21 protein-coding genes are annotated in these 17,411 nt (G+C 63.9%); 11 read left to right on the plus strand and 10 right to left on the minus strand.

What is annotated here, in order from left to right; genetic code table 11:
• Window positions 1–2: 2 nt before the first annotated feature.
• The 4 genes from recJ to glpX form a co-directional block, all read right to left on the minus strand.
• Window positions 3–1,748: a single-stranded-DNA-specific exonuclease RecJ gene (gene recJ, locus NDO55_RS11555; RefSeq protein ID WP_252115350.1), complete on the minus strand. Its 1,746-nt coding sequence runs from the start codon at window positions 1,746–1,748 to the stop codon at window positions 3–5.
• A complete protein-coding gene (locus tag NDO55_RS11560) occupies window positions 1,745–3,352 on the minus strand; it encodes a PH domain-containing protein (protein ID WP_252115352.1) in 1,608 nt (535 codons plus the stop codon). The genes recJ and NDO55_RS11560 overlap by 4 nt, the downstream gene beginning before the upstream one ends.
• Complete coding sequence (locus tag NDO55_RS11565; RefSeq protein ID WP_252115354.1) at window positions 3,349–3,897, minus strand: PH domain-containing protein; 549 nt, start codon at window positions 3,895–3,897, stop codon at window positions 3,349–3,351. The genes NDO55_RS11560 and NDO55_RS11565 overlap by 4 nt, the downstream gene beginning before the upstream one ends.
• A gap of 66 nt (window positions 3,898–3,963) precedes the next feature.
• Window positions 3,964–4,947, minus strand: coding sequence for a class II fructose-bisphosphatase (gene glpX / locus NDO55_RS11570; protein WP_252115356.1), 984 nt, complete (start codon window positions 4,945–4,947; stop codon window positions 3,964–3,966).
• 115 nt (window positions 4,948–5,062) lie between these two features.
• On the opposite strand from glpX, the gene NDO55_RS11575 reads away from it, so the two are divergent.
• On the plus strand, window positions 5,063–5,323 hold the full coding sequence (locus NDO55_RS11575; RefSeq protein ID WP_252115358.1) for a hypothetical protein: 261 nt from the start codon (window positions 5,063–5,065) through the stop codon (window positions 5,321–5,323).
• Here the strand turns inward: NDO55_RS11575 and NDO55_RS11580 are convergent.
• Genes NDO55_RS11580 through NDO55_RS11590 form a run of 3 tightly spaced genes read right to left on the minus strand, consistent with a single transcriptional unit; the run spans window position 5,320 to window position 7,656 of the window.
• Window positions 5,320–5,802, minus strand: a complete 483-nt coding sequence (locus NDO55_RS11580; protein ID WP_252115360.1) for a DUF2721 domain-containing protein — start codon at window positions 5,800–5,802, stop codon at window positions 5,320–5,322. The two genes, NDO55_RS11575 and NDO55_RS11580, sit on opposite strands and share 4 nt — an antisense overlap.
• Window positions 5,799–6,980 carry an LL-diaminopimelate aminotransferase gene (locus NDO55_RS11585; protein WP_252115362.1) on the minus strand — a complete coding sequence of 394 codons (1,182 nt, stop codon included), beginning with the start codon at window positions 6,978–6,980 and terminating at the stop codon, window positions 5,799–5,801. Before NDO55_RS11585 ends, NDO55_RS11580 begins: the two co-directional genes overlap by 4 nt.
• Before the next feature lie 55 nt (window positions 6,981–7,035).
• Window positions 7,036–7,656, minus strand: coding sequence for a trimeric intracellular cation channel family protein (locus tag NDO55_RS11590; protein WP_252115364.1), 621 nt, complete (start codon window positions 7,654–7,656; stop codon window positions 7,036–7,038).
• Window positions 7,657–7,775: 119 nt separating this feature from the next.
• Between NDO55_RS11590 and NDO55_RS11595 the strand changes: the two genes are divergently transcribed.
• Window positions 7,776–9,461, plus strand: coding sequence for a PHA/PHB synthase family protein (locus NDO55_RS11595; protein ID WP_425276902.1), 1,686 nt, complete (start codon window positions 7,776–7,778; stop codon window positions 9,459–9,461).
• Here NDO55_RS11595 and NDO55_RS11600 read toward each other — a convergent pair.
• Both NDO55_RS11600 and rarD read right to left on the minus strand, forming a co-directional pair.
• The gene (locus tag NDO55_RS11600) at window positions 9,458–9,679 is read right to left on the minus strand and encodes a hypothetical protein (RefSeq protein ID WP_252115368.1); all 222 of its coding nucleotides are present in this window, start codon (window positions 9,677–9,679) and stop codon (window positions 9,458–9,460) included. The two genes, NDO55_RS11595 and NDO55_RS11600, sit on opposite strands and share 4 nt — an antisense overlap.
• 21 nt (window positions 9,680–9,700) lie before the next feature.
• Window positions 9,701–10,615 carry an EamA family transporter RarD gene (rarD, locus tag NDO55_RS11605; protein WP_252115370.1) on the minus strand — a complete coding sequence of 305 codons (915 nt, stop codon included), beginning with the start codon at window positions 10,613–10,615 and terminating at the stop codon, window positions 9,701–9,703.
• An 82-nt stretch (window positions 10,616–10,697) separates the two neighbouring features.
• Between rarD and NDO55_RS11610 the strand changes: the two genes are divergently transcribed.
• The 6 genes from NDO55_RS11610 to NDO55_RS11635 are packed head-to-tail and all read left to right on the plus strand — an operon-like array spanning window position 10,698 to window position 14,533.
• A complete protein-coding gene (locus tag NDO55_RS11610; RefSeq protein WP_252115372.1) occupies window positions 10,698–11,396 on the plus strand; it encodes a DUF4893 domain-containing protein in 699 nt (232 codons plus the stop codon).
• A gap of 10 nt (window positions 11,397–11,406) precedes the next feature.
• Window positions 11,407–11,757 (plus strand): ribose-phosphate pyrophosphokinase, encoded by a 351-nt coding sequence (locus tag NDO55_RS11615; RefSeq protein WP_252115374.1) that lies wholly within the window; start codon window positions 11,407–11,409, stop codon window positions 11,755–11,757.
• Between the two features lie 10 nt (window positions 11,758–11,767).
• Window positions 11,768–12,964, plus strand: coding sequence for an RluA family pseudouridine synthase (locus tag NDO55_RS11620; protein ID WP_252115376.1), 1,197 nt, complete (start codon window positions 11,768–11,770; stop codon window positions 12,962–12,964).
• Complete coding sequence (locus tag NDO55_RS11625; protein WP_252115378.1) at window positions 12,961–13,626, plus strand: HAD-IA family hydrolase; 666 nt, start codon at window positions 12,961–12,963, stop codon at window positions 13,624–13,626. The genes NDO55_RS11620 and NDO55_RS11625 overlap by 4 nt, the downstream gene beginning before the upstream one ends.
• The gene (locus NDO55_RS11630) at window positions 13,617–13,847 is read left to right on the plus strand and encodes a hypothetical protein (RefSeq protein WP_252115380.1); all 231 of its coding nucleotides are present in this window, start codon (window positions 13,617–13,619) and stop codon (window positions 13,845–13,847) included. The genes NDO55_RS11625 and NDO55_RS11630 overlap by 10 nt, the downstream gene beginning before the upstream one ends.
• Window positions 13,844–14,533 (plus strand): ATP12 family chaperone protein, encoded by a 690-nt coding sequence (locus NDO55_RS11635; RefSeq protein WP_252115382.1) that lies wholly within the window; start codon window positions 13,844–13,846, stop codon window positions 14,531–14,533. Before NDO55_RS11630 ends, NDO55_RS11635 begins: the two co-directional genes overlap by 4 nt.
• Here the strand turns inward: NDO55_RS11635 and gmk are convergent.
• Window positions 14,530–15,174, minus strand: coding sequence for a guanylate kinase (gene gmk, locus NDO55_RS11640; protein WP_252115384.1), 645 nt, complete (start codon window positions 15,172–15,174; stop codon window positions 14,530–14,532). The two genes, NDO55_RS11635 and gmk, sit on opposite strands and share 4 nt — an antisense overlap.
• A 160-nt stretch (window positions 15,175–15,334) precedes the next feature.
• Between gmk and NDO55_RS11645 the strand changes: the two genes are divergently transcribed.
• The 3 genes from NDO55_RS11645 to NDO55_RS11655 all read left to right on the plus strand — a co-directional run bounded on the left by NDO55_RS11645 (window position 15,335) and on the right by NDO55_RS11655 (window position 17,376).
• Window positions 15,335–16,105 carry a phasin family protein gene (locus NDO55_RS11645; protein ID WP_252115386.1) on the plus strand — a complete coding sequence of 257 codons (771 nt, stop codon included), beginning with the start codon at window positions 15,335–15,337 and terminating at the stop codon, window positions 16,103–16,105.
• Window positions 16,106–16,246: 141 nt separating this feature from the next.
• The gene (gene clpS, locus NDO55_RS11650; RefSeq protein ID WP_252115388.1) at window positions 16,247–16,597 is read left to right on the plus strand and encodes an ATP-dependent Clp protease adapter ClpS; all 351 of its coding nucleotides are present in this window, start codon (window positions 16,247–16,249) and stop codon (window positions 16,595–16,597) included.
• Window positions 16,576–17,376, plus strand: coding sequence for a helix-turn-helix transcriptional regulator (locus NDO55_RS11655; RefSeq protein ID WP_252115390.1), 801 nt, complete (start codon window positions 16,576–16,578; stop codon window positions 17,374–17,376). The genes clpS and NDO55_RS11655 overlap by 22 nt, the downstream gene beginning before the upstream one ends.
• Window positions 17,377–17,411 lie beyond the last annotated feature (35 nt).

The following is a 17,411-nucleotide window of genomic DNA, read 5'->3' on the forward strand; positions in this document are numbered from 1 at the left end:
TTTTATGCATAAGCCGCATCTTCGACATGCAATTCGGCCGCATCGCCGCCTGTCCACTCGTCGCGCTTCATCACGCCGGCCAGCCAGAATCGACGGTCGGGCGTGGCCGCCAGCATGGCCTGGCCGAATTCGGTGTCGGCGGCGCGGAAGGCGATTCCCTTGAAGCCCATGCCGTCCTCGCCCACCGCGCGGAAGCGGACATGGCCGTTGCCGACGACGCCGGGCTGGACGAGGCGCGCTGGGCCAACCGCGATTCGCGGGGCGGGCCAGCCGGCGCCATAGGGACCCGCGGCCTCGATCCGGTCGCATAGCGCGCCGGCGACGCCGCCAGGGGCGAGCATCGCGTCGATGATGAGGGCGCGGCCTGCGCGCGCGGTGTCGACATCCGATTCGAGCCGCTGCGAAAGATAGGCGGCGAGAGTCTCGACCCCGCCGGGCGCGACGGTCACGCCCGCCGCCATGGCATGGCCGCCGCCAGCGACGAGCAAGCCCTCTGCCTTGGCCGACAGCACCGCAGCGCCGAGGTCGACGCCAGAAATCGAGCGACCCGACCCTTTGCCGGTGCCATCCTCGTCAATGCCGATGACGAAGGCAGGGCGGCCATAGCGTTCCTTCACGCGGCTGGCGACGATGCCGACCACGCCCGGATGCCAGCCTTCGCCGGCAACGCAGATGACCGAGCGGTCGGCCTGCGCCTCGGCCTGTTCCAGCGCGGATTCGGTGACGGCCGCCTCGATGGCGCGGCGCTCTTCATTGTACTGGTCTAGGCGTGCGGCAATCTCTTCGGCCTCCAGCGGGTCGCTGGTGGTGAGCAGGCGGACACCGAGGTCGGCCTCGCCGACGCGGCCGCCGGCATTGATACGCGGCCCAAGTGCGAAGCCGAGATCGCGCGAGGCAGGCGCTTTCTTGAGGCCCGCAACGCGCGACAAGGCGGTGAGCCCGATATTGCCGCGCCGCGCCATGATCTTGAGGCCCTGCGTCACGAAGGCACGGTTGAGGGTGCGCAGCTTGGCGACGTCGGCGACAGTGCCCAATGCGACCAGATCGAGCAGGGGAAGAAGATCGGGCTCGGGATTGCCGTTCACGAAGCGGCCGCGTGCGCGCAGTTCGCGGAGCAATGCCGCGCCGAGCAGGAAGGCCATGCCGACTGCGGCGAGATGGCCGTGTGCGGCGCCGGTCTCGCTTTCGTCGAGACGGTTGGGATTGATGAGCGCATGCGCGGTGGGCAGGCGTGTATCGCACTGGTGATGATCACAGACGATGACGTCGAGTCCGGCCGTGGCGGCTTCGTCGAGCGCTTCGAACGCTTGCGCGCCGCAATCGACCGTGACGCACAGGTCCGCGCCCTGTTCCTTCAGCTTCACGAGCGCGGCGCCCGAGGGGCCGTAGCCCTCCATCAACCGGTCGGGAATGTAGAGCATCGGATCGTTGCCGAGCTGGCGCAGCAAGCGCGCAAGCAGGGCAGCCGAGGTCGCGCCATCGACGTCATAGTCGCCGAAGACGGCAATCTTCTCGCCCGCCTCGATGGCGTCGGCGATGCGCTTTGCGGCCTTGTCCATGTCCTGGAAGACCGAAGGGTCGGGCATGAAGTCGCGCAGCTTGGGCTCGCGCTGGCGGGCAAGGTCGGCCTCGTCCACGCCGCGCGCCAGCAAAAGCTGGTCGGTAAGGTCGCGGGTCAGGTCGTCACCGCCTTGGTAGCGCCAGCGCCATGGCTGGCCCGACAGGCTCTGTTGAATGTCGAGGGTCATGCGTCGTCCAGCAATGTCTCGCGCAGGGCGTAAATTTCGGTGAAATCGATCGCTTCGATACCGTGCGCGGCAAAGCCGCTGCCGCCCGCAACGCCAAGCTTGAGGTCGGCAATGCCGAACCAGCGATCGATGACGTTGCGCTTCACATCGGCGCTCTGGATGCGATCGAGCGGGAGCACGACCATGCGCTGGCGCCACCAGCCCTGCCGCATCAGGAAGCGGTTGCTGTCGACCCGGTGGCGGCGATGGCGATAGTCGAGGAAGCGGAAGACGGTGCCGAGCAAGGTCGGGATGAGCGCGATGGCGCCGAAGATGAGGCCCCATTGCGTGAAATCGAAAGCGTCGATTTCGCCCTGCGACAGGCGGACGGCCTGGATCAGCGTCGACACGCCAAGGCCGATCGTACCGAACAGGATAACCAGCCCAAAGAGCGAGGAGGTGACGAAGGCGGGGCGCGGTCGCTGCCAGCTATCGTCGACCTCCGGAATGGGGCGCCATTCCATCTCCGCCATGATGGTCGAAATCTCGTCGCGCGTGGCGAGCGGGGCAACGACATGGTCGCCCGAATTTCCGGTATCGCGCCCGAGGCTCTGGATCTTGAGTTCGTAGAAGCCCGAACGACGCTTGAGCGGCCCGGTGAAGCGAATCGCCGCCTGGACGCGCTTCAGCGGCAGGACGACGTCGGTCAACGTGAACAGCCCGCGCTGGCGCCGGAAGCCGGTTTCGGTGCGGCGCAGCTTGAAGCCCCAGTCGCGCGGGATGGTGCGGATGATCCCGGTGAGGAAGCCGGCAAACACCAGGGTCACGATGCCGAAGATGACCGAGACGATCTGATGCTGGCGCATATAGGCTTCGAGCGGGCCGAACTGGCTGGAAATCCCGATCCAGAAACCGGGGTCGAACATGTCGAAGCCCAATGCATCGCCATAGGTTTGGGCAAGGCCGAACAGGGCGCCGACGATCGCCAGCGAGAAACTGAAGAGCGCGGCGAGCAGCAGTCGCCTCATGTCCATCACAAAGACGGGCGCGCGCTCTTCGGCCTCTTCGACAGTTTCGGCTTCGCTGCCGCCTTCCGCCGCGACGGGCGGCTTGATCGTCGTGCCGGCACGGTGCGCACGGATGAGGTCGCGCAGTTCGTTGGCGCGTTCGAGCGTGATCGAATCGAGGCTGCCATCGTCCTGCTTGTTGCCGGCGGAGGCACCGGTCTCGAACTTGACGCGGGCGAGCTTCACAAGGCGGTGGAGCGGCCCCTGCTCGATGTTGACGTCCTGGATGCGGTCGAAGGGGATGGAGCGCTGGTTGCGGTTGAGAATGCCGCTGGCCATGTCGATCTCGTCATCCTCGACGCGGTAGGAGAAGGACAAATAGCGCAGCAGGATCGAGACGAGGCTGGCGACAAGCACGACGCCGACCAGCATGAAGGCAATCCAGGCGCGGCCCTGCGAGATGAAGAAGATGCCGCCCAGCACCGCGCCCCACGCATTGCGCAGCGCCGCGCCGAGGCCGGTGAAGAAGGTTAGCGGGTGCAGCCGTTCGCGCTCGCCCGTCTCGGTGGCGGGCAAGCCGGCCGGCGCTTCGCTGATCTGACCCCCGGCCTCGCTCATTGCCAGTCGGTCTTGATCTCGGCGCGGATGGCATCGCGCAGCTCGACCGCGCGCTCGGGTTCGAGGCCCGGCAGCGAGACGACGCTGTTATGCGTGCCGGCAGTATGGACGATGAGGCTGGCAGTGCCGAAGACCTTGTCGAGCGGCCCGCGCGCCACATCGATATGCTGGACGCGCACCAGCGGCACGATCGTGTCCCAGTGGAACAGCCAGCCGCGTACGATGCGGAGCTGGCGCGGGGCCAGCGCATAACCGAGCCGGCGCCAGATGCGCTGCGGTGCGATGATGATGATGGCGAGCGAGAGGACGGCAATGATCCCGCTCAATGCGCCACGATAGGCGAAGTCCTCGAGCACCGTATTGTCGAGCACCAGCGCGCCAATGAGAAAGGGCAGCCAGGTAATCGCGATCCGCGTGCGAATGAGCCAGCGATAAGCGGGCAGCACGGGGTTCATGCCCTCGGGTAGGATCGGCCGGGTCGGCGCGATGCTTTCGGGAAGCGGTGGGTCGAAAGTGTCGGGATCGATGGGTGCGGTGTCGCTCATGATCCCCATGTTAGCGCTTACGTCCTGCCGGCAAAGCGAAATTTGGCGAACCGACGAACGGTTTTGCTATTTCACGCCCTTGCGATGCTCGGTGCGCACATAGCGGACGGTGCGCGAGGAAGCGCGCATCACCACCGTCTCGGTTTCGATGGCTCCCGACTTGCGACGCTTGACGCCGTCGAGCAGCGAGCCGTCGGTGACACCGGTGGCGGCAAAGATGCAGTCGCCGCGTGCCATGTCCTTCAGCTTGTAGATACGGTCGAGATCCTCGATCCCCCAGCGGCGGGCGCGGGCCTTTTCATCCTCGTTGCGGAAGACGAGGCGGCCCTGCATCTGGCCACCGACACAGCGCAATGCCGCCGCCGCCAAGACGCCCTCGGGCGCGCCGCCCGTGCCCATATAGATGTCGATGCCGGTATCCTCGTCGGTGGTGGCGATGACGCCGGCCACGTCGCCGTCGGGGATGAGCTTGATGCCGCAGCCGAGGCGGCGCAGTTCGGCAATGATCTCGCGGTGGCGCGGGCGGTCGAGGACGCAGGCGGTGATGTCGGACACCGCGCAGCCCTTGGCCTTGGCGAGGCGGGTGATATTGGTCTCGACATCATCCTCTAGCCGCACGGTCTTCTTGGGATAGCCCGGCCCGATGGCGATCTTTTCCATATAGGTGTCGGGCGCATTCAATAGGCAGCCATGCTCGGCAATGGCCAGCACGGCGAGCGCATTGGGTCCGGCCTTGGCAGTGATCGTCGTGCCTTCCAGCGGGTCGAGCGCGATATCGATCTTGGGCGCGTCGCCATGCTCGGAAGGGGCGCCAACTTTTTCGCCGATATAGAGCATCGGGGCTTCGTCGCGCTCGCCTTCGCCGATGACCACGGTGCCTTCCATCGGCAGCTTGTTGAGCGCGGCGCGCATCGCCTCGACGGCAGCGGCATCGGCGGCCTTTTCATCGCCCCGCCCGACCAGCTTGGAGGCGGCAATGGCCGCTGCCTCGGTGACGCGCACCATTTCGAGGACGAGGACACGGTCGAGGACGTTGGAGGCGCGTGGCATTGGGAGGCTCCCGATGGATGAATTGTTGCTTCGCCCCATGACAATTCACGAAGGACTTGTCGAGCGCTGCCGTCCATGAGAAGATTGATTTGGATTAAGAGTGCGGGGGTGCCGAATGATTCACTTCGTCTTCAAGGCCGCGACCATCCTGTTCGCGATCGCCTATTTCGTCGGCATGGGCATCTTCGCCATGGCGCGGATGAACTGGATCAACCAGGATTGGATGGAGATCGCGTTTGCGATCCTCAAGCCGCTCGGCATGCCGTGGAATGACTGGTTCACGATGCAGCTGGACGAATTCGGCTCGCCCTTCATCAACCTCATTCTCTTGTGGCTGATGACGTCGCTGCTCAAGAAGCGCCGCCGCGGTCGCTAATCCTTTTTCTCGTCCATCATGACCTGATGTTCGAGCAGGTCGGAGGAAACGTGGATCCACCGGCTGGCGATGCGCGTTTCGACAAGGAATAGCGAGAATCCGGCCGCGATCGACACCATCGCGACTGCGAACAGCACCGAGATCACATCGTAGAGCATGATGTCGACCATCTTGGCGGCGAACAGCAGGATGACGACGAGGCAGATGAGCACGGCGGCAAGCACGACGAGCGAGATGGCCGCGTTGACGAGACCGATCCGCCGGTCGATGGCACGCAACTCCTCCTTGATCGATTCATGCTGGTGACCGGTCGCTTCCATCAGGATCTGGCCGCGCGTGCGGGCGCGGTCGACAATCCGGGCGAGGCGGCCCGCCAGCACATTGAGAAAGCCGCCTGCCGCGACCAGCAGGAAGACCGGCGCGATGGCGAGCTCGATCGTATGGCCGAGCGTGGTGACGTCGTTGGCGTTGGCGATCATCCGTATTTGTCCAGCATGGTCTTGATGCCGCGCGCGGCCTGGCGCAGACGCTGCTCATTCTCGACCATGGCGAGGCGAACGAAGCCTTCACCTTCCTCGCCAAAGCCAATACCGGGCGCCACCGCGACATGCGCTTCCTGCAGCGCGAGCTTGGAGAATTCCATGCTGCCCATGTGACGGAAGGGCTGGGGAATGGGGGCCCAGGCGAACATCGAGGCAGGCGGCGGCGGGATGTCCCAACCGGCCCGCCCGAATGCCTCGACCATGACGTCGCGGCGTTTCTTGTAGAGCTGGCGGTTTTCCTCGACGCAGTCCTGCGGGCCGTTCAAGGCGGCGACGGCAGCGGCCTGGATCGGCGTGAAGGCGCCATAGTCTAGATAGGATTTCACCCGCTTGAGGGCGCCGATCATCTTCTCGTTGCCGACCGCGAAACCCATGCGCCAGCCGGCCATCGAATAGGTTTTCGACATGCTGGTGAATTCGACGACGATGTCCTTGGCGCCTTCGACCTGGAGCATGGAGGGCGTCGGCTCGCCGTCGAAATAGATTTCCGCATAGGCAAGGTCGGAAATGATGACGAGGCCGGCATCCTTCGCGAAGTCGACCAGCTTGCGGTAGAAATCGAGATCGGCGGTGTAGGCGGTGGGGTTGCTGGGATAACCGACGACCAGCACCTTGGGACGCGGCACCGTGTAGCGCATCGCCAGCTCGAGCTTTTCGAAGAAGAGCGGACCCGGCGCGGCGGGGATCGAGCGGATGGCAGCGCCCGCAATGATGAATCCGAAATGGTGGATCGGATAGCTGGGATTGGGCGTCAGCGCGACATCGCCTGGCGCGGTAATGGCTTGCGCGAGATTGGCGAAGCCTTCCTTGGAGCCCAGGGTAACGCACACTTCGCTGTCGGGATCGAGTTCGACGCCGAAGCGGCGCTGGTAATAATCGGCCTGCGCCTTGCGGAGCCCCTTGATCCCCATGCTCGCCGAATAGCGATGCGCGGTCGGCGAGTGCGCAACCTCGGCCAGCTTGTCGATGACATGCTTGGGCGGCATGCCGTCGGGATTGCCCATGCCGAGATCGATAATGTCCTCGCCCGCAGCCCGCGCCTTGGCCTTCATCGCATTCACTTCGGCGAACACGTAGGGCGGGAGACGGCGGATGCGGTAATATTCGTCGGACATGGGCGTCAGATTAGCCTTTTTGTGCGGTGCGCAAAGCGAAAAGTATCCACGCCGCTCACCCCTTGTAGGAGGGCAGGCCGACACCGCGCGAAATGGCTGCGGCGCGCAGGCTGAAGCCAAGCAGGCCGGCGACGAGCGCAGCAAGCAAGGTGGGCACCCCGCCAAGGCTGAGGACGACGAACAAGGCCGAGGAGAAGGCGGCGGCGGTGACATAGAGTTCGGGCCGCATCAGGATGCTCGGCTCGTTAGCCAGCACGTCTCGGATGATGCCGCCGACGCAAGCAGTCATGATGCCCATGACGATGGCCGGGACCGGCGCCACGCCGTAGCGCAATGCCTTCGAGGCGCCATAGACCGAATAGGCGGCGAGCCCGAGGGCATCGAACCATAGAAGCCCGCGCTCTGTCTTGCGCAATCCCTTGATGAACCAGACGGCCAGCGCCGCCGCGATGATGACGAACAGGGTCTCGTTATGCTGGACCCAGAAGACGGGCGCGCCGATCAACAGGTCGCGCAGCGTCCCGCCCCCGACTCCGGTGACGAGCGCGAAGAAGAAAAAGGTGACGAGCGTCTGCTCTTTCTTGGCCGCGAGCAGGGCGCCCGACACGGCGAACACGGCGATCCCGACATAGTCGAGCAGGACCAGCGGTCCGGGAGGAATGATGGTTTCCGTCATGAACGTTTCATGCCCGTCATCGATTGCTTCTGCAATCAATGCTATTGCGGCAATTCCGATCCGAAAAAGGGGATGGTCATTTGAGCGACAAGACGGGACCCGACGACTGGGCAGCGGTGATGGGCCGCGCGCAGAAGATGTGGATGGACGCCTGGGCCGACAGCATGGCCGAAGGCGCGACTAAGCCGGGCCTCGGCATGGCGCCGCCGGAAGGCGCGAGCGCTGGTCCCGACATGAGCGAATGGATGAATGCCGGCGCTGAAGCCTGGGCCAAGGGCATGGAAGCCTGGGGCAAGATGATGGGCGACATGACCGCGGCGGGGCAGAAAGCCGACCGTCGCTTTGCCGCGCCCGAATGGTCTGAGAACCCGATCTTCGACAGTCTGAAACATGGATATCTCGCCTGGTCTGCGAAGATGATGGAAACGGTCGATGCGATCGACGGGGTGGATGACAAGTCGCGCGACCGCCTGCGTTTCGCGACCAAGGAGTTTGTCGATGCGATGAGCCCCGCCAACTTTGCCGCGACCAACCCGGAAGTGCTCGCCAAGGCGCAGAAGACGCAGGGCGATTCGATCGCCAAGGGCATGAGCAACTTCTTCGCCGACATGGCGGCAGGGCAGGTCACGCAAAGCCCCGAAAATGCCTTCGAGCTGGGCAAGGATTTGGCAACGACGCCGGGCAAGGTGATCTACGAGACCGAGCTGTTCCAACTGATCCATTATGCGCCGACGACCGAAAAGGTGCTCGAGACGCCGCTGGTCATCTTCCCGCCCTGGATCAACCGCTTCTACATCCTCGATCTCACGCCCGAGAAAAGCTTCGTCAAATGGGCGGTGGACCAGGGTGTCAGTCTGTTCATGGTCAGCTGGAAATCGGCCGACGAGAGCATCGCGAACATCGCCATGGACGATTATGTCCTCGGCCAGATCGAAGTTATCGACACCATCCGCGACCTGCTCGGCGTGAAGAAGGTGCACACGATCGGCTATTGCGTGGCTGGGACGGTGTTGGCGATGACGCTGGCGCTGCTGCATGCGCGCGGGGAAGCGGACAAGGTTGCCTCGGCCACCTTCTTCACAGCGCAGGTCGATTTCGCCGATGCGGGCGACCTCAACATGTTCGTGTCCGACGAAACGCTCTCGATCCTCGAGCAGCTATCGGCGGAGACGGGCGTGACTGACGGGCGCGTGCTGGCGGCGACCTTCAATATGCTGCGCGGGCGCGACCTCATCTGGAATTATGTCGTCAACAATTACCTCATGGGCAACGAGCCGCGGCCGTTCGACCTACTCCACTGGAATGGCGACGTCACCAACCTGCCGGCAGCCTGGCATCGCGACTATCTGGCGCGGCTGTATCGCGACAACCTGCTGGTGAAACCGGGCGCGATCAGCATTGACGGCGATGCCATCGACCTCACCATGATCGAGACGCCGCTCTATGTGCAGGCGGGCGAACAGGATCATATCGCGCCTGCCGCCAGCGTCTGGAAACTGCTCGACCATGTGAAGGGCCCGGCGCGCTTCCTGCTGGCGGGGTCGGGCCATATTGCCGGCGTCGTCAATCCGCCCGCGGCCAAGAAATATCACTATTCGGTGCTACCCGATGGCGTGCAGGCCAAGGACCTCGATGCGTTTGTCGAGAAAGCCAAGCGCAGCGAGGGAAGCTGGTGGCCGGACTGGATCGACTGGCTCAAGTCGCTCGATGACACGCAGGTCGATGCGAAGGGCGCCCGCCAGCCCGGCAAGGGCAAACTGAAGCCGATCGAGGACGCGCCGGGGCGCTACGTCAAGACGCGCTAGAAGATACCGCCGCCGAGCATGAGGCGGATGACCATGATCGCGCCGACGACGAGGTTGAGCTTGAAGCCGCTATTCGAGCTGCTCACCGCGCCGAGGATAGCGCCGACTGCCGGGACGATCAGCCAGATCCAGTTGGTCCAGCCGAAAAAGGGCACCAGCCCGATGATGAGGAGCGGGATACCGACGATCCCGAGGATGAGAGAAAGTAAGTTCAACATGTCCCCAATATGGGGACTGGCTTACTGTTTTGCAAGACTAACACGCTTGGCCTTCCGATGCTCGCCGATGAGCGCGTAAATATAGAGCGCCATTGCCGTCCAGATGGCGAGGAAGGCGATGCCGCGAACCGTCGTCAGCTCTTCGCCGAAGAGGAAGATGCCAAGGAAGAATTGGATGGTCGGCGCGGTGAATTGCAGGATGCCGATGGTCGAATAGGGCAGGCGGCGCGCGCCTTCGGTGAAGAGCAGGAGCGGGGTCGCGGTGACTGCGCCGGACACGGCGATCAACCATACATAATGCGGTTCGGGACCGAGGATGGGGACGCCCGGATCGCGCAGCCAGACGAGCCACAGCGCGAACAGAGGCGCGAGGAGCAACGTCTCCAGGAACAGGCCGGGCGCGGCGCCCACATTCACTTTCTTTCGCAGATAGCCATAGAGCGCGAAGGAGCAGGCGAGGCTCATGGTGATCCACAGGTCGGCCAGCGCGCCCAACGCCAGCGCGGCGACGCCGATCGAGGCGATGGCGAGCGCGGCCCATTGCAGCTTCACCAGCTTTTCCTTGAGCAGGAAATAGCCGAGCAGGATGTTGATGAGCGGGTTGAGATAATAACCGAGGCTCGCGGCGAGCACGCGGTCGCTATTCACACCGACCACATAGATGATCCAGTTGACGCTGATCAGCGCGGCGCTGGCAAGGAGAGTGAGCAGTACCTTGCGGTCGGTCAGCGCGGCCTTGATCTCGCCCCAGCGGCTGCGCGCCCAGATGAAGACGCCGACGAAGGGGACGGCGAGGATGACGCGCCAGGCGACAATATCCATCGCGCTCATCGGGTCCATCGCCTTGAAGAAAAGCGGGATGATGCCCCACAGCCCGAACGCGGTGAGCGCATAGGCATAGCCCGAACGGCTGGCGGAAGTGGCGGGATCGGACATGCTGGGCTCTGCGCTGCTGTCCCGTTACGGGAAAGTCAATCGCAGGACGCAACCCGCCGCAACTTTATCGCGTTGGTTGCGCATGAAAGCGGGGTTGCCCTCCATCGCGACCGTCTCGTCGCTCGCGCTGCTGCTTGGCGGCTGCGCGCTCATGCGCGATATCGGCATCATCGACGAACCGCCGCCGCCCGAAGAGCCTGTGGTGGTGATGGTCCAGCAACCCGAACCCGATCCAGATGCGGAATGGCAGAGCTTTGCCGCGCCCGCCGATTTGGATCGTCTCGAACGGCTGGACGAGGCATGGGCCGAGGGGCTTGCGGCCACGCAAGCGGCCGGCTTCGATAGGGCAGTCGAAGAAGAAGGCGTGCTGCTTGAAGCCGATGCGGGCCTCGAGCGCTCCGATCCGACGCCGGGCAGCTATCGGTGCCGCCTCGTGAAACTCGGGGCTGCGGAGAATGGCGATCCTGCCTTCATCGCCTACCAGCCCTTCTTCTGTTACGTGCAGATCGAGGGCGACATCTTCACAATCGTGAAGCAGACCGGAAGCCAGCGCCCCGCAGGCCGCCTGTGGGAAGCGACCGGCGACCGCTACATCTTCCTCGGCAGCCTCGCCCTCGGCAACGAGCGCGAGCCGCTGGCTTATGGCGACGACCCCTCGCGCGACATGGCGGGTGTATGGGAACGGGTCGGCCCGTTCCGCTGGCGTCTCGTCATCCCCTATCCGCGCAATGGCGGCATCCTCGACGTGTTCGAACTCTTGCCGACCGACCCGCAGCCCTAGATAAGGGGGCATGAGCCTCGATGATCCCGAAGAAGTGCGCGCCCACCTGGTCGGTGCGGCCAGTGCAGGGACCCCGCTCACCTATTCCGAAATTCTGAGCCATCTCGGCTATCGCTTCAGCCGCCCCAAGATGCGCCAGCTCTGCGTGACGCTGGGCGAGGTCGATGCGCGGGCGCGGGCCAAGGACGAACCGGAGCTTGCGGTATTGGTGGTGCGTGCCTCGGACGGATTGCCGGGGCAGGGCTGGTGGGTCGGGGAGCAGAAGGGCGACTATCAGGGACCGTGGGAAGGGCCGCGCGCCAAGGCATTGATCGAGCGATTACAACAACAAGCCTTCGACTATTGGGCCAAGCACGGCTAAGGGGCGGCGCATGAGTGATGATGTACGCACCTTCAAAGTCGCCGAGGACGATGACGGCATCCGGCTGGATCGCTGGTTCAGGCGGCACATGCCCGACACCGCCTTCGGTGTGATCGCCAAATGGGCGCGCACGGGGCAGTTGCGTGTCGATGGCGGCCGCGCGACGCCCGGCGACCGGATCGAGGCGGGTCAGGAAATCCGCGTCCCGCCCGACAGCGACAAGGCGCCTGCGCCCAAGCCCAAGAAGAAAGTCGAGCTGAGCGCGGACGAAACAGAATTTGTCCAGTCGATGGTCATTGAAAAGACCAAGGACGCCTTCATCCTCAACAAGCCGCCCGGCCTCGCCACGCAGGGCGGGACCAAGACGACCCAGCATCTCGACCGGCTGCTCAACGGCCTCGACGAGGATGACAAGGGCAAACCCAAGCTGGTCCACCGCCTCGACAAGGATACGAGCGGTGTCCTGCTGGTCGCGCGTTCGGCTAGCGCTGCCGCGCATTTCTCGCGGGCCTTTTCGGGTCGCACCGCGAAGAAAGTCTATTGGGCCATCGTCACCGGCATTCCCGAAGTGGCCGGCGGCGAAGGCATGATCGACCTGCCGCTCGCCAAACAGCCGGGCACGGGCGGCGAGAAGATGCATGTCGACGAGGAAGAGGGCCTGCCCGCGCGCACCCGCATCCGCGTCATCGACCGCGCCGGGACGCGCGCTGCCTTCGTCGAATTGCAACCGCTGACGGGCCGCACGCACCAGCTGCGCGCGCACATGGCTGCGGTCGGGCACCCGATTGTCGGCGATGCCAAATATGGTGGTGCGGACGCGATGCTGACGGGCGGGATCAGCCGCAAGCTGCACCTGCATGCGCGCCGCCTGCGCATCGATGCGCCCGGCGGCAAGACGCTGGATCGCCAGGCCGACTTGCCCGACCATTTCGCCGAAAGCCTCGACAGCCTCGGTTTCTCGGCGCGTGACGGCGACAATTTGCCGCTGACGCCGGCCGATCCGGGCATGAGCCTCGAAGCCAAGATCCGACGCAAGAAGAACAAGCAGAAGGACTTCAAGAAGGCCCGCAAGACTGATCGTCATGCGCGAGGCTCGAGGGGTTCGCAGCGCATGAAACGGCCGACACGCGGCAAGGGCGGACCCAAGAAAGGGCCGTATCGTGGCGGAGGAAAGCCCGGCGGCAAGCCGAAGGGACGCGGTCGGTGAGCAAGCTCGCCATTTTCGATTGCGACGGGACGTTGGTCGACAGCGGTTCGACCATTCACAGCGCGCTCGACAGCGCGCTTCGCCATCACGGCTTTTGCTGTCCCCCGCGCGAGGAAGCCCAGAAGGTCATCGGCCTTTCGCTGGTCGAGGCAATGCGGACGCTGGTGCCAGAGGGCAATCACGAGGCGATGGCCGAAACCTACAAGCAGGCCTTCGTCGAATTGCGCCAGTCGGGCGCAGCCATCGAAGATCCCTATGAGGGCATCACCGACTTACTGAAGAGTTTCGAGAATGCTGGCTGGATGCTGGCGGTGGCGACGGGCAAGTCGATGCGCGGGCTCGATCACATTCTCGAGACCCATGATTGGCGCGGTCATTTCATTAGCCTGCAGACGGCCGACGGACATCCGTCAAAGCCCAATCCCTCGATGATCAACAGCGCGGTTGCCGAAGCCGGGGCCGATCCGATGCAGACCGTCATGATCGGCGATACCTCGCACGACATGCGCATGGCCCGGAATGCGGGCGTCGGCGCGATCGGCGTGATCTGGGGCTATCATGAGCCCGACGAATTGAAGGAAGGCGGCGCCCATGCGCTGGCCGGTCGCGCGAGCGACGTCCTGACGCTCAGCGAGGCCTGGCGACAGGGGGCATGGCAATGACGCCGGAGGAAGACGAGCGCCTGTGGAAACGCCGTTTCGAGGCGTTTGCGCTGGTCCGGCTACTTGGCCTGATCCTGACCTTCGGCGGCATGGTCGTCGCGCTCAAGAATCCGTGGGGACCTGAATATCCGGCGATCGGGGCGGTGATCGGGGTTTTTGGGATTGCGGTGCTGCTGGGCGGACCCAAATTGCTCAAGAGAAAGTGGGACAAAGAGGCATGAAGCGCTTCTGGACGGACGTCGCCGTCGTCGAACTGGACGGCGGCTACGGTATCGAGCTGGACGGCCGCAGCCTCAAGACGCCGGCGCGCAAGGACCTCGTGCTGCCGAGCGAGACGCTGGCGCGCGAAATTTCGGGCGAATGGGAAGCAGTGGGCGAGAAGATCGATCCTGCGGCGATGCCGATGACCGGGCTCGCCAATGCCGCCATCGACCGGGTCGAACTCGCCAAAGAGGCGTTCGCCTCGGAATTGGCGGCCTTCGCCGAAACCGAATTGTGCTGCTACCGCGCCGAACATCCCGACAGCCTCGTTGCCAAGCAGGCGGCAGCTTGGGACCCGTTGCTCGACTGGGCGTCGAACCATTACGGCATCGAATTCGAGAAGACGGCGGGCATCATTCACGTCGCGCAGCCCGAGGCGACGCTGACCAAGCTGCGCGATGAAGTTCTCGGCGAAGACGCGTTCACACTCGCCGGGCTGTCGCCCTTGGTGCGCAATGGCGGGTCGCTAATCGCGGCGCTGGCGGTACGGCACGGTGCTGTCGAAGCGAACAAGGCATGGGATGCGGTCGAGGTCGACCGGCTTCATCAGATCGAGGAATGGGGTGAAGACGCCGAAGCGGAGAAAGCGGCAGAATCGCGGCGCGGCGATTTCCTTGCCGGCGCGCGCTTCCTCAGCCTGCTTTAATCGTTAGGGCGCTCGACCAGCTTGCGGGCGAGGTCGGCGACATAGGGGCGGCGATGCTTGCGCAGCCGCTCGGCCGCGATGATGGCGTGCACCTTGGCAAGGCACTCGTTCACATCGTCATTGACCAGCACATAGTCATATTCGTTCCAGTGGACGATCTCGCCCGAGGCTCGGCGCATGCGCCCTTCGATCACCTCTTCGCTGTCGGTCTTGCGATCGCGCAAGCGGCGCTCGAGCTCGCGCATCGAGGGCGGCAGGATGAAGATGGAAACAAGGTCGTTGCCGAAGGCGGTTTCGAGCTGCTGCGTACCCTGCCAGTCAATGTCGAACAGGATGTCACGGCCGTCCTTCAGTGCCTGCTTGATCGGCTCCTTGGGGCTGCCGTAGCGATGGTCGAAGACATAGGCCCATTCGGCAAACTCGCCTTCCTCGACCATCTGCGTGAACGTGTCGTCGCTGACGAAATAATAGTGGACGCCTTCTTCCTCCCCCGGGCGCGGCTCGCGGGTCGTCGCACTCACGGACATGGTGATCGTGGGGTCGGCAGCCATCAGCATGCGCGAGATCGTCGTCTTGCCCGCACCCGAAGGGCTGGAGAGCACGATGAGGAGGCCGCGGCGCTGGTCGGGTCGAAGTTCCATCGCGAAGCCATGGCCAGCTAGCACCCCGTTCGTCAACCCGTACGACGAGCCGTGCACGAGCCAAGCTCGCTGTTTGTGCAGCGCACAAAAGTCCTTGCATATTGTTGCAGCGCACTATATATTGCAGTGCAACAGAGAGTGAGAAAGGGTGTACGTTTTTATGGCCGACAAAGCGAAGAGCGAGAAAGCCAAGAAGGCGCCCGTCAAGAAGGCCGATGCTCCGGCGGAGAAACCCGTCGTTGCTGCAGCTGCGAAGGTGGAGGCCAAAGCAGTCGAGGTCAAGGCAGCGCCTGAAAAGGTCGAAGTGAAGAGTGAGAAGGCCGCGCCGGCCAAGAAACCGGCCCCGAAGGCCAAGAAAGTGAAAAAGGTCGCGGCCAAGAAGGCAGCGCCCGTGAAAAAGAAATTGAAGGCTCCGGTCCAGGCCAAGAAAGCCGCGCCGAAGCCTGCCAAGGAAGGAATGTTCAACATGACGAACGAATGGAACAAGTGGTTTGCCGGTTTCGAAATGCCGCAGGCTGACAAAGTCGAAGAAATGATCGCTGCTGCTGGCAAGCAGGGCGAAGAGTTCATTGCCAAGGGCAAGCATGCCGGTGAAGAACTCGCCGAAATGACCAAGGCGAACATCGAAGCGATGATCGAAGCCGGCCGCATCTATGCGGGTGGCGCCAAGGATCTGGGCACCGAGCTTATCGAAGACGGCCGCAACCAGTTCGACGCCGCGTCGGACAACCTGCGCAAGTTCGCCGAAGCCAAGAACCCGCAAGAGTTCGTCGCGCTTCAGTCGGAACTTGCCAAGGCACAGTTCGACCAGTTCGTCGCCGAAGGTTCGAAGCTGACCGAAAAGATGGTCAAGCTCGCCGGTGACGTGATGCAGCCGGTCCAGAACCGCGCCAGCGTCAACGCTGAAAAGGTCAAGGAGCTGATGGCCTAAGCCATCGTCTCTTTACCGACGAAAAAGCTGGGGCCGTCGTCCTTTTGCGGGACGGCGGCCCCTCTTTTTGTCCCTCTTTTGGACCGCGATGGAGCGTGAGAGGTTGCAGCGCGTTTTGGGAGTGCCATATCAGGGACCAAGATGACCCAGTTCGAATGGAAAATTACCGCCGGCCCGACCGGCACCGACGATAGCGACACCGATACCGGCGTCGCCGTCCGCACGCGTCCCAAGACCAAGAAGCCCAGCAATTACAAGGTGCTGATGCTCAACGACGATTACACGCCGATGGAATTCGTCGTCCACGTCCTGCAGCGCTTTTTCAATATGGGCGTGGAAGATGCGACTCGCGTCATGCTCCAAGTCCACCAGAATGGCGTCGCCGTGTGCGGCGTGTTTCCCTACGAAGTGGCCGAAACCAAGGTCGTGCAGGTGATGGATTGCGCCCGCGAGAACCAGCACCCGCTGCAATGCACGCTGGAAAAGGCCTGAATCCCGACCGCTCGGGCAATTATTTCGGCAGTGCCGTGCACCGCCGCATGGCCGGTGGTATCGGCCTGACGCTGAGCCGGGCTACGGTTGCCCCCGGCGACCTTCCCGAACATGGCCATGACGAGGCGCATTGCGTCCTCGCCGTGGATGCCGGCTACCAGAGCCGTGCCAATGACGACGATCCGGCGGCCTCCAGCTTTGCCGTCTACAATCCGCCCGGAACCGAACATCGCGACCGTTTCGTCGCGACGGGCGGGCGCTTCCTTGCCATCGACCTGCCGCTCGACCTCATCGACCAAGAGGGCGTGCCTGCTGCCTTGCCGTCTGGTCGCGGCAAGACGCAGATCATGGCGATGATCGGGCCGGCGCTTGAATGGCATGGCCATGCGCCGCTGATGATCGAAGCGCTGGCGCTGGATCTCGTCGCGGCGATCGACCGCCGACATGAAGCATCGAGCGCGCCCGACTGGTTCGGGCGGGCGAAAGTCGCGCTCGACGAAGCAGCATCGACGCCGGGCGGCGATGTGCGCTTCGCCGCCGCGCGCTGCGGCGTCCATCCGGTACATTTCGCGCGGGTTTGGCGCCGCGAGACCGGCGAGGCGCCTGCGCGCAGCCTGCTACGGCGACGCGCCTCCATGGCGATGGCGCGGATGCAGCGCGACCGCGCGCTTGGCGATATCGCGCATGAATGCGGCTTTGCCGACCAGGCGCATATGAGCCGGACCATCCGCAGCCTCGTCGGCACGACCCCGCGCCGATTGCAGCAGGAATTTTTCTGAACGAGGTTGCGAATATTCAAGACGTAAGCGTATTG

The sequence above is a fragment of the Sphingomicrobium sediminis genome, from assembly GCF_023805295.1.
Taxonomy (GTDB): Bacteria; Pseudomonadota; Alphaproteobacteria; order Sphingomonadales; family Sphingomonadaceae; genus Sphingomicrobium; species Sphingomicrobium sediminis.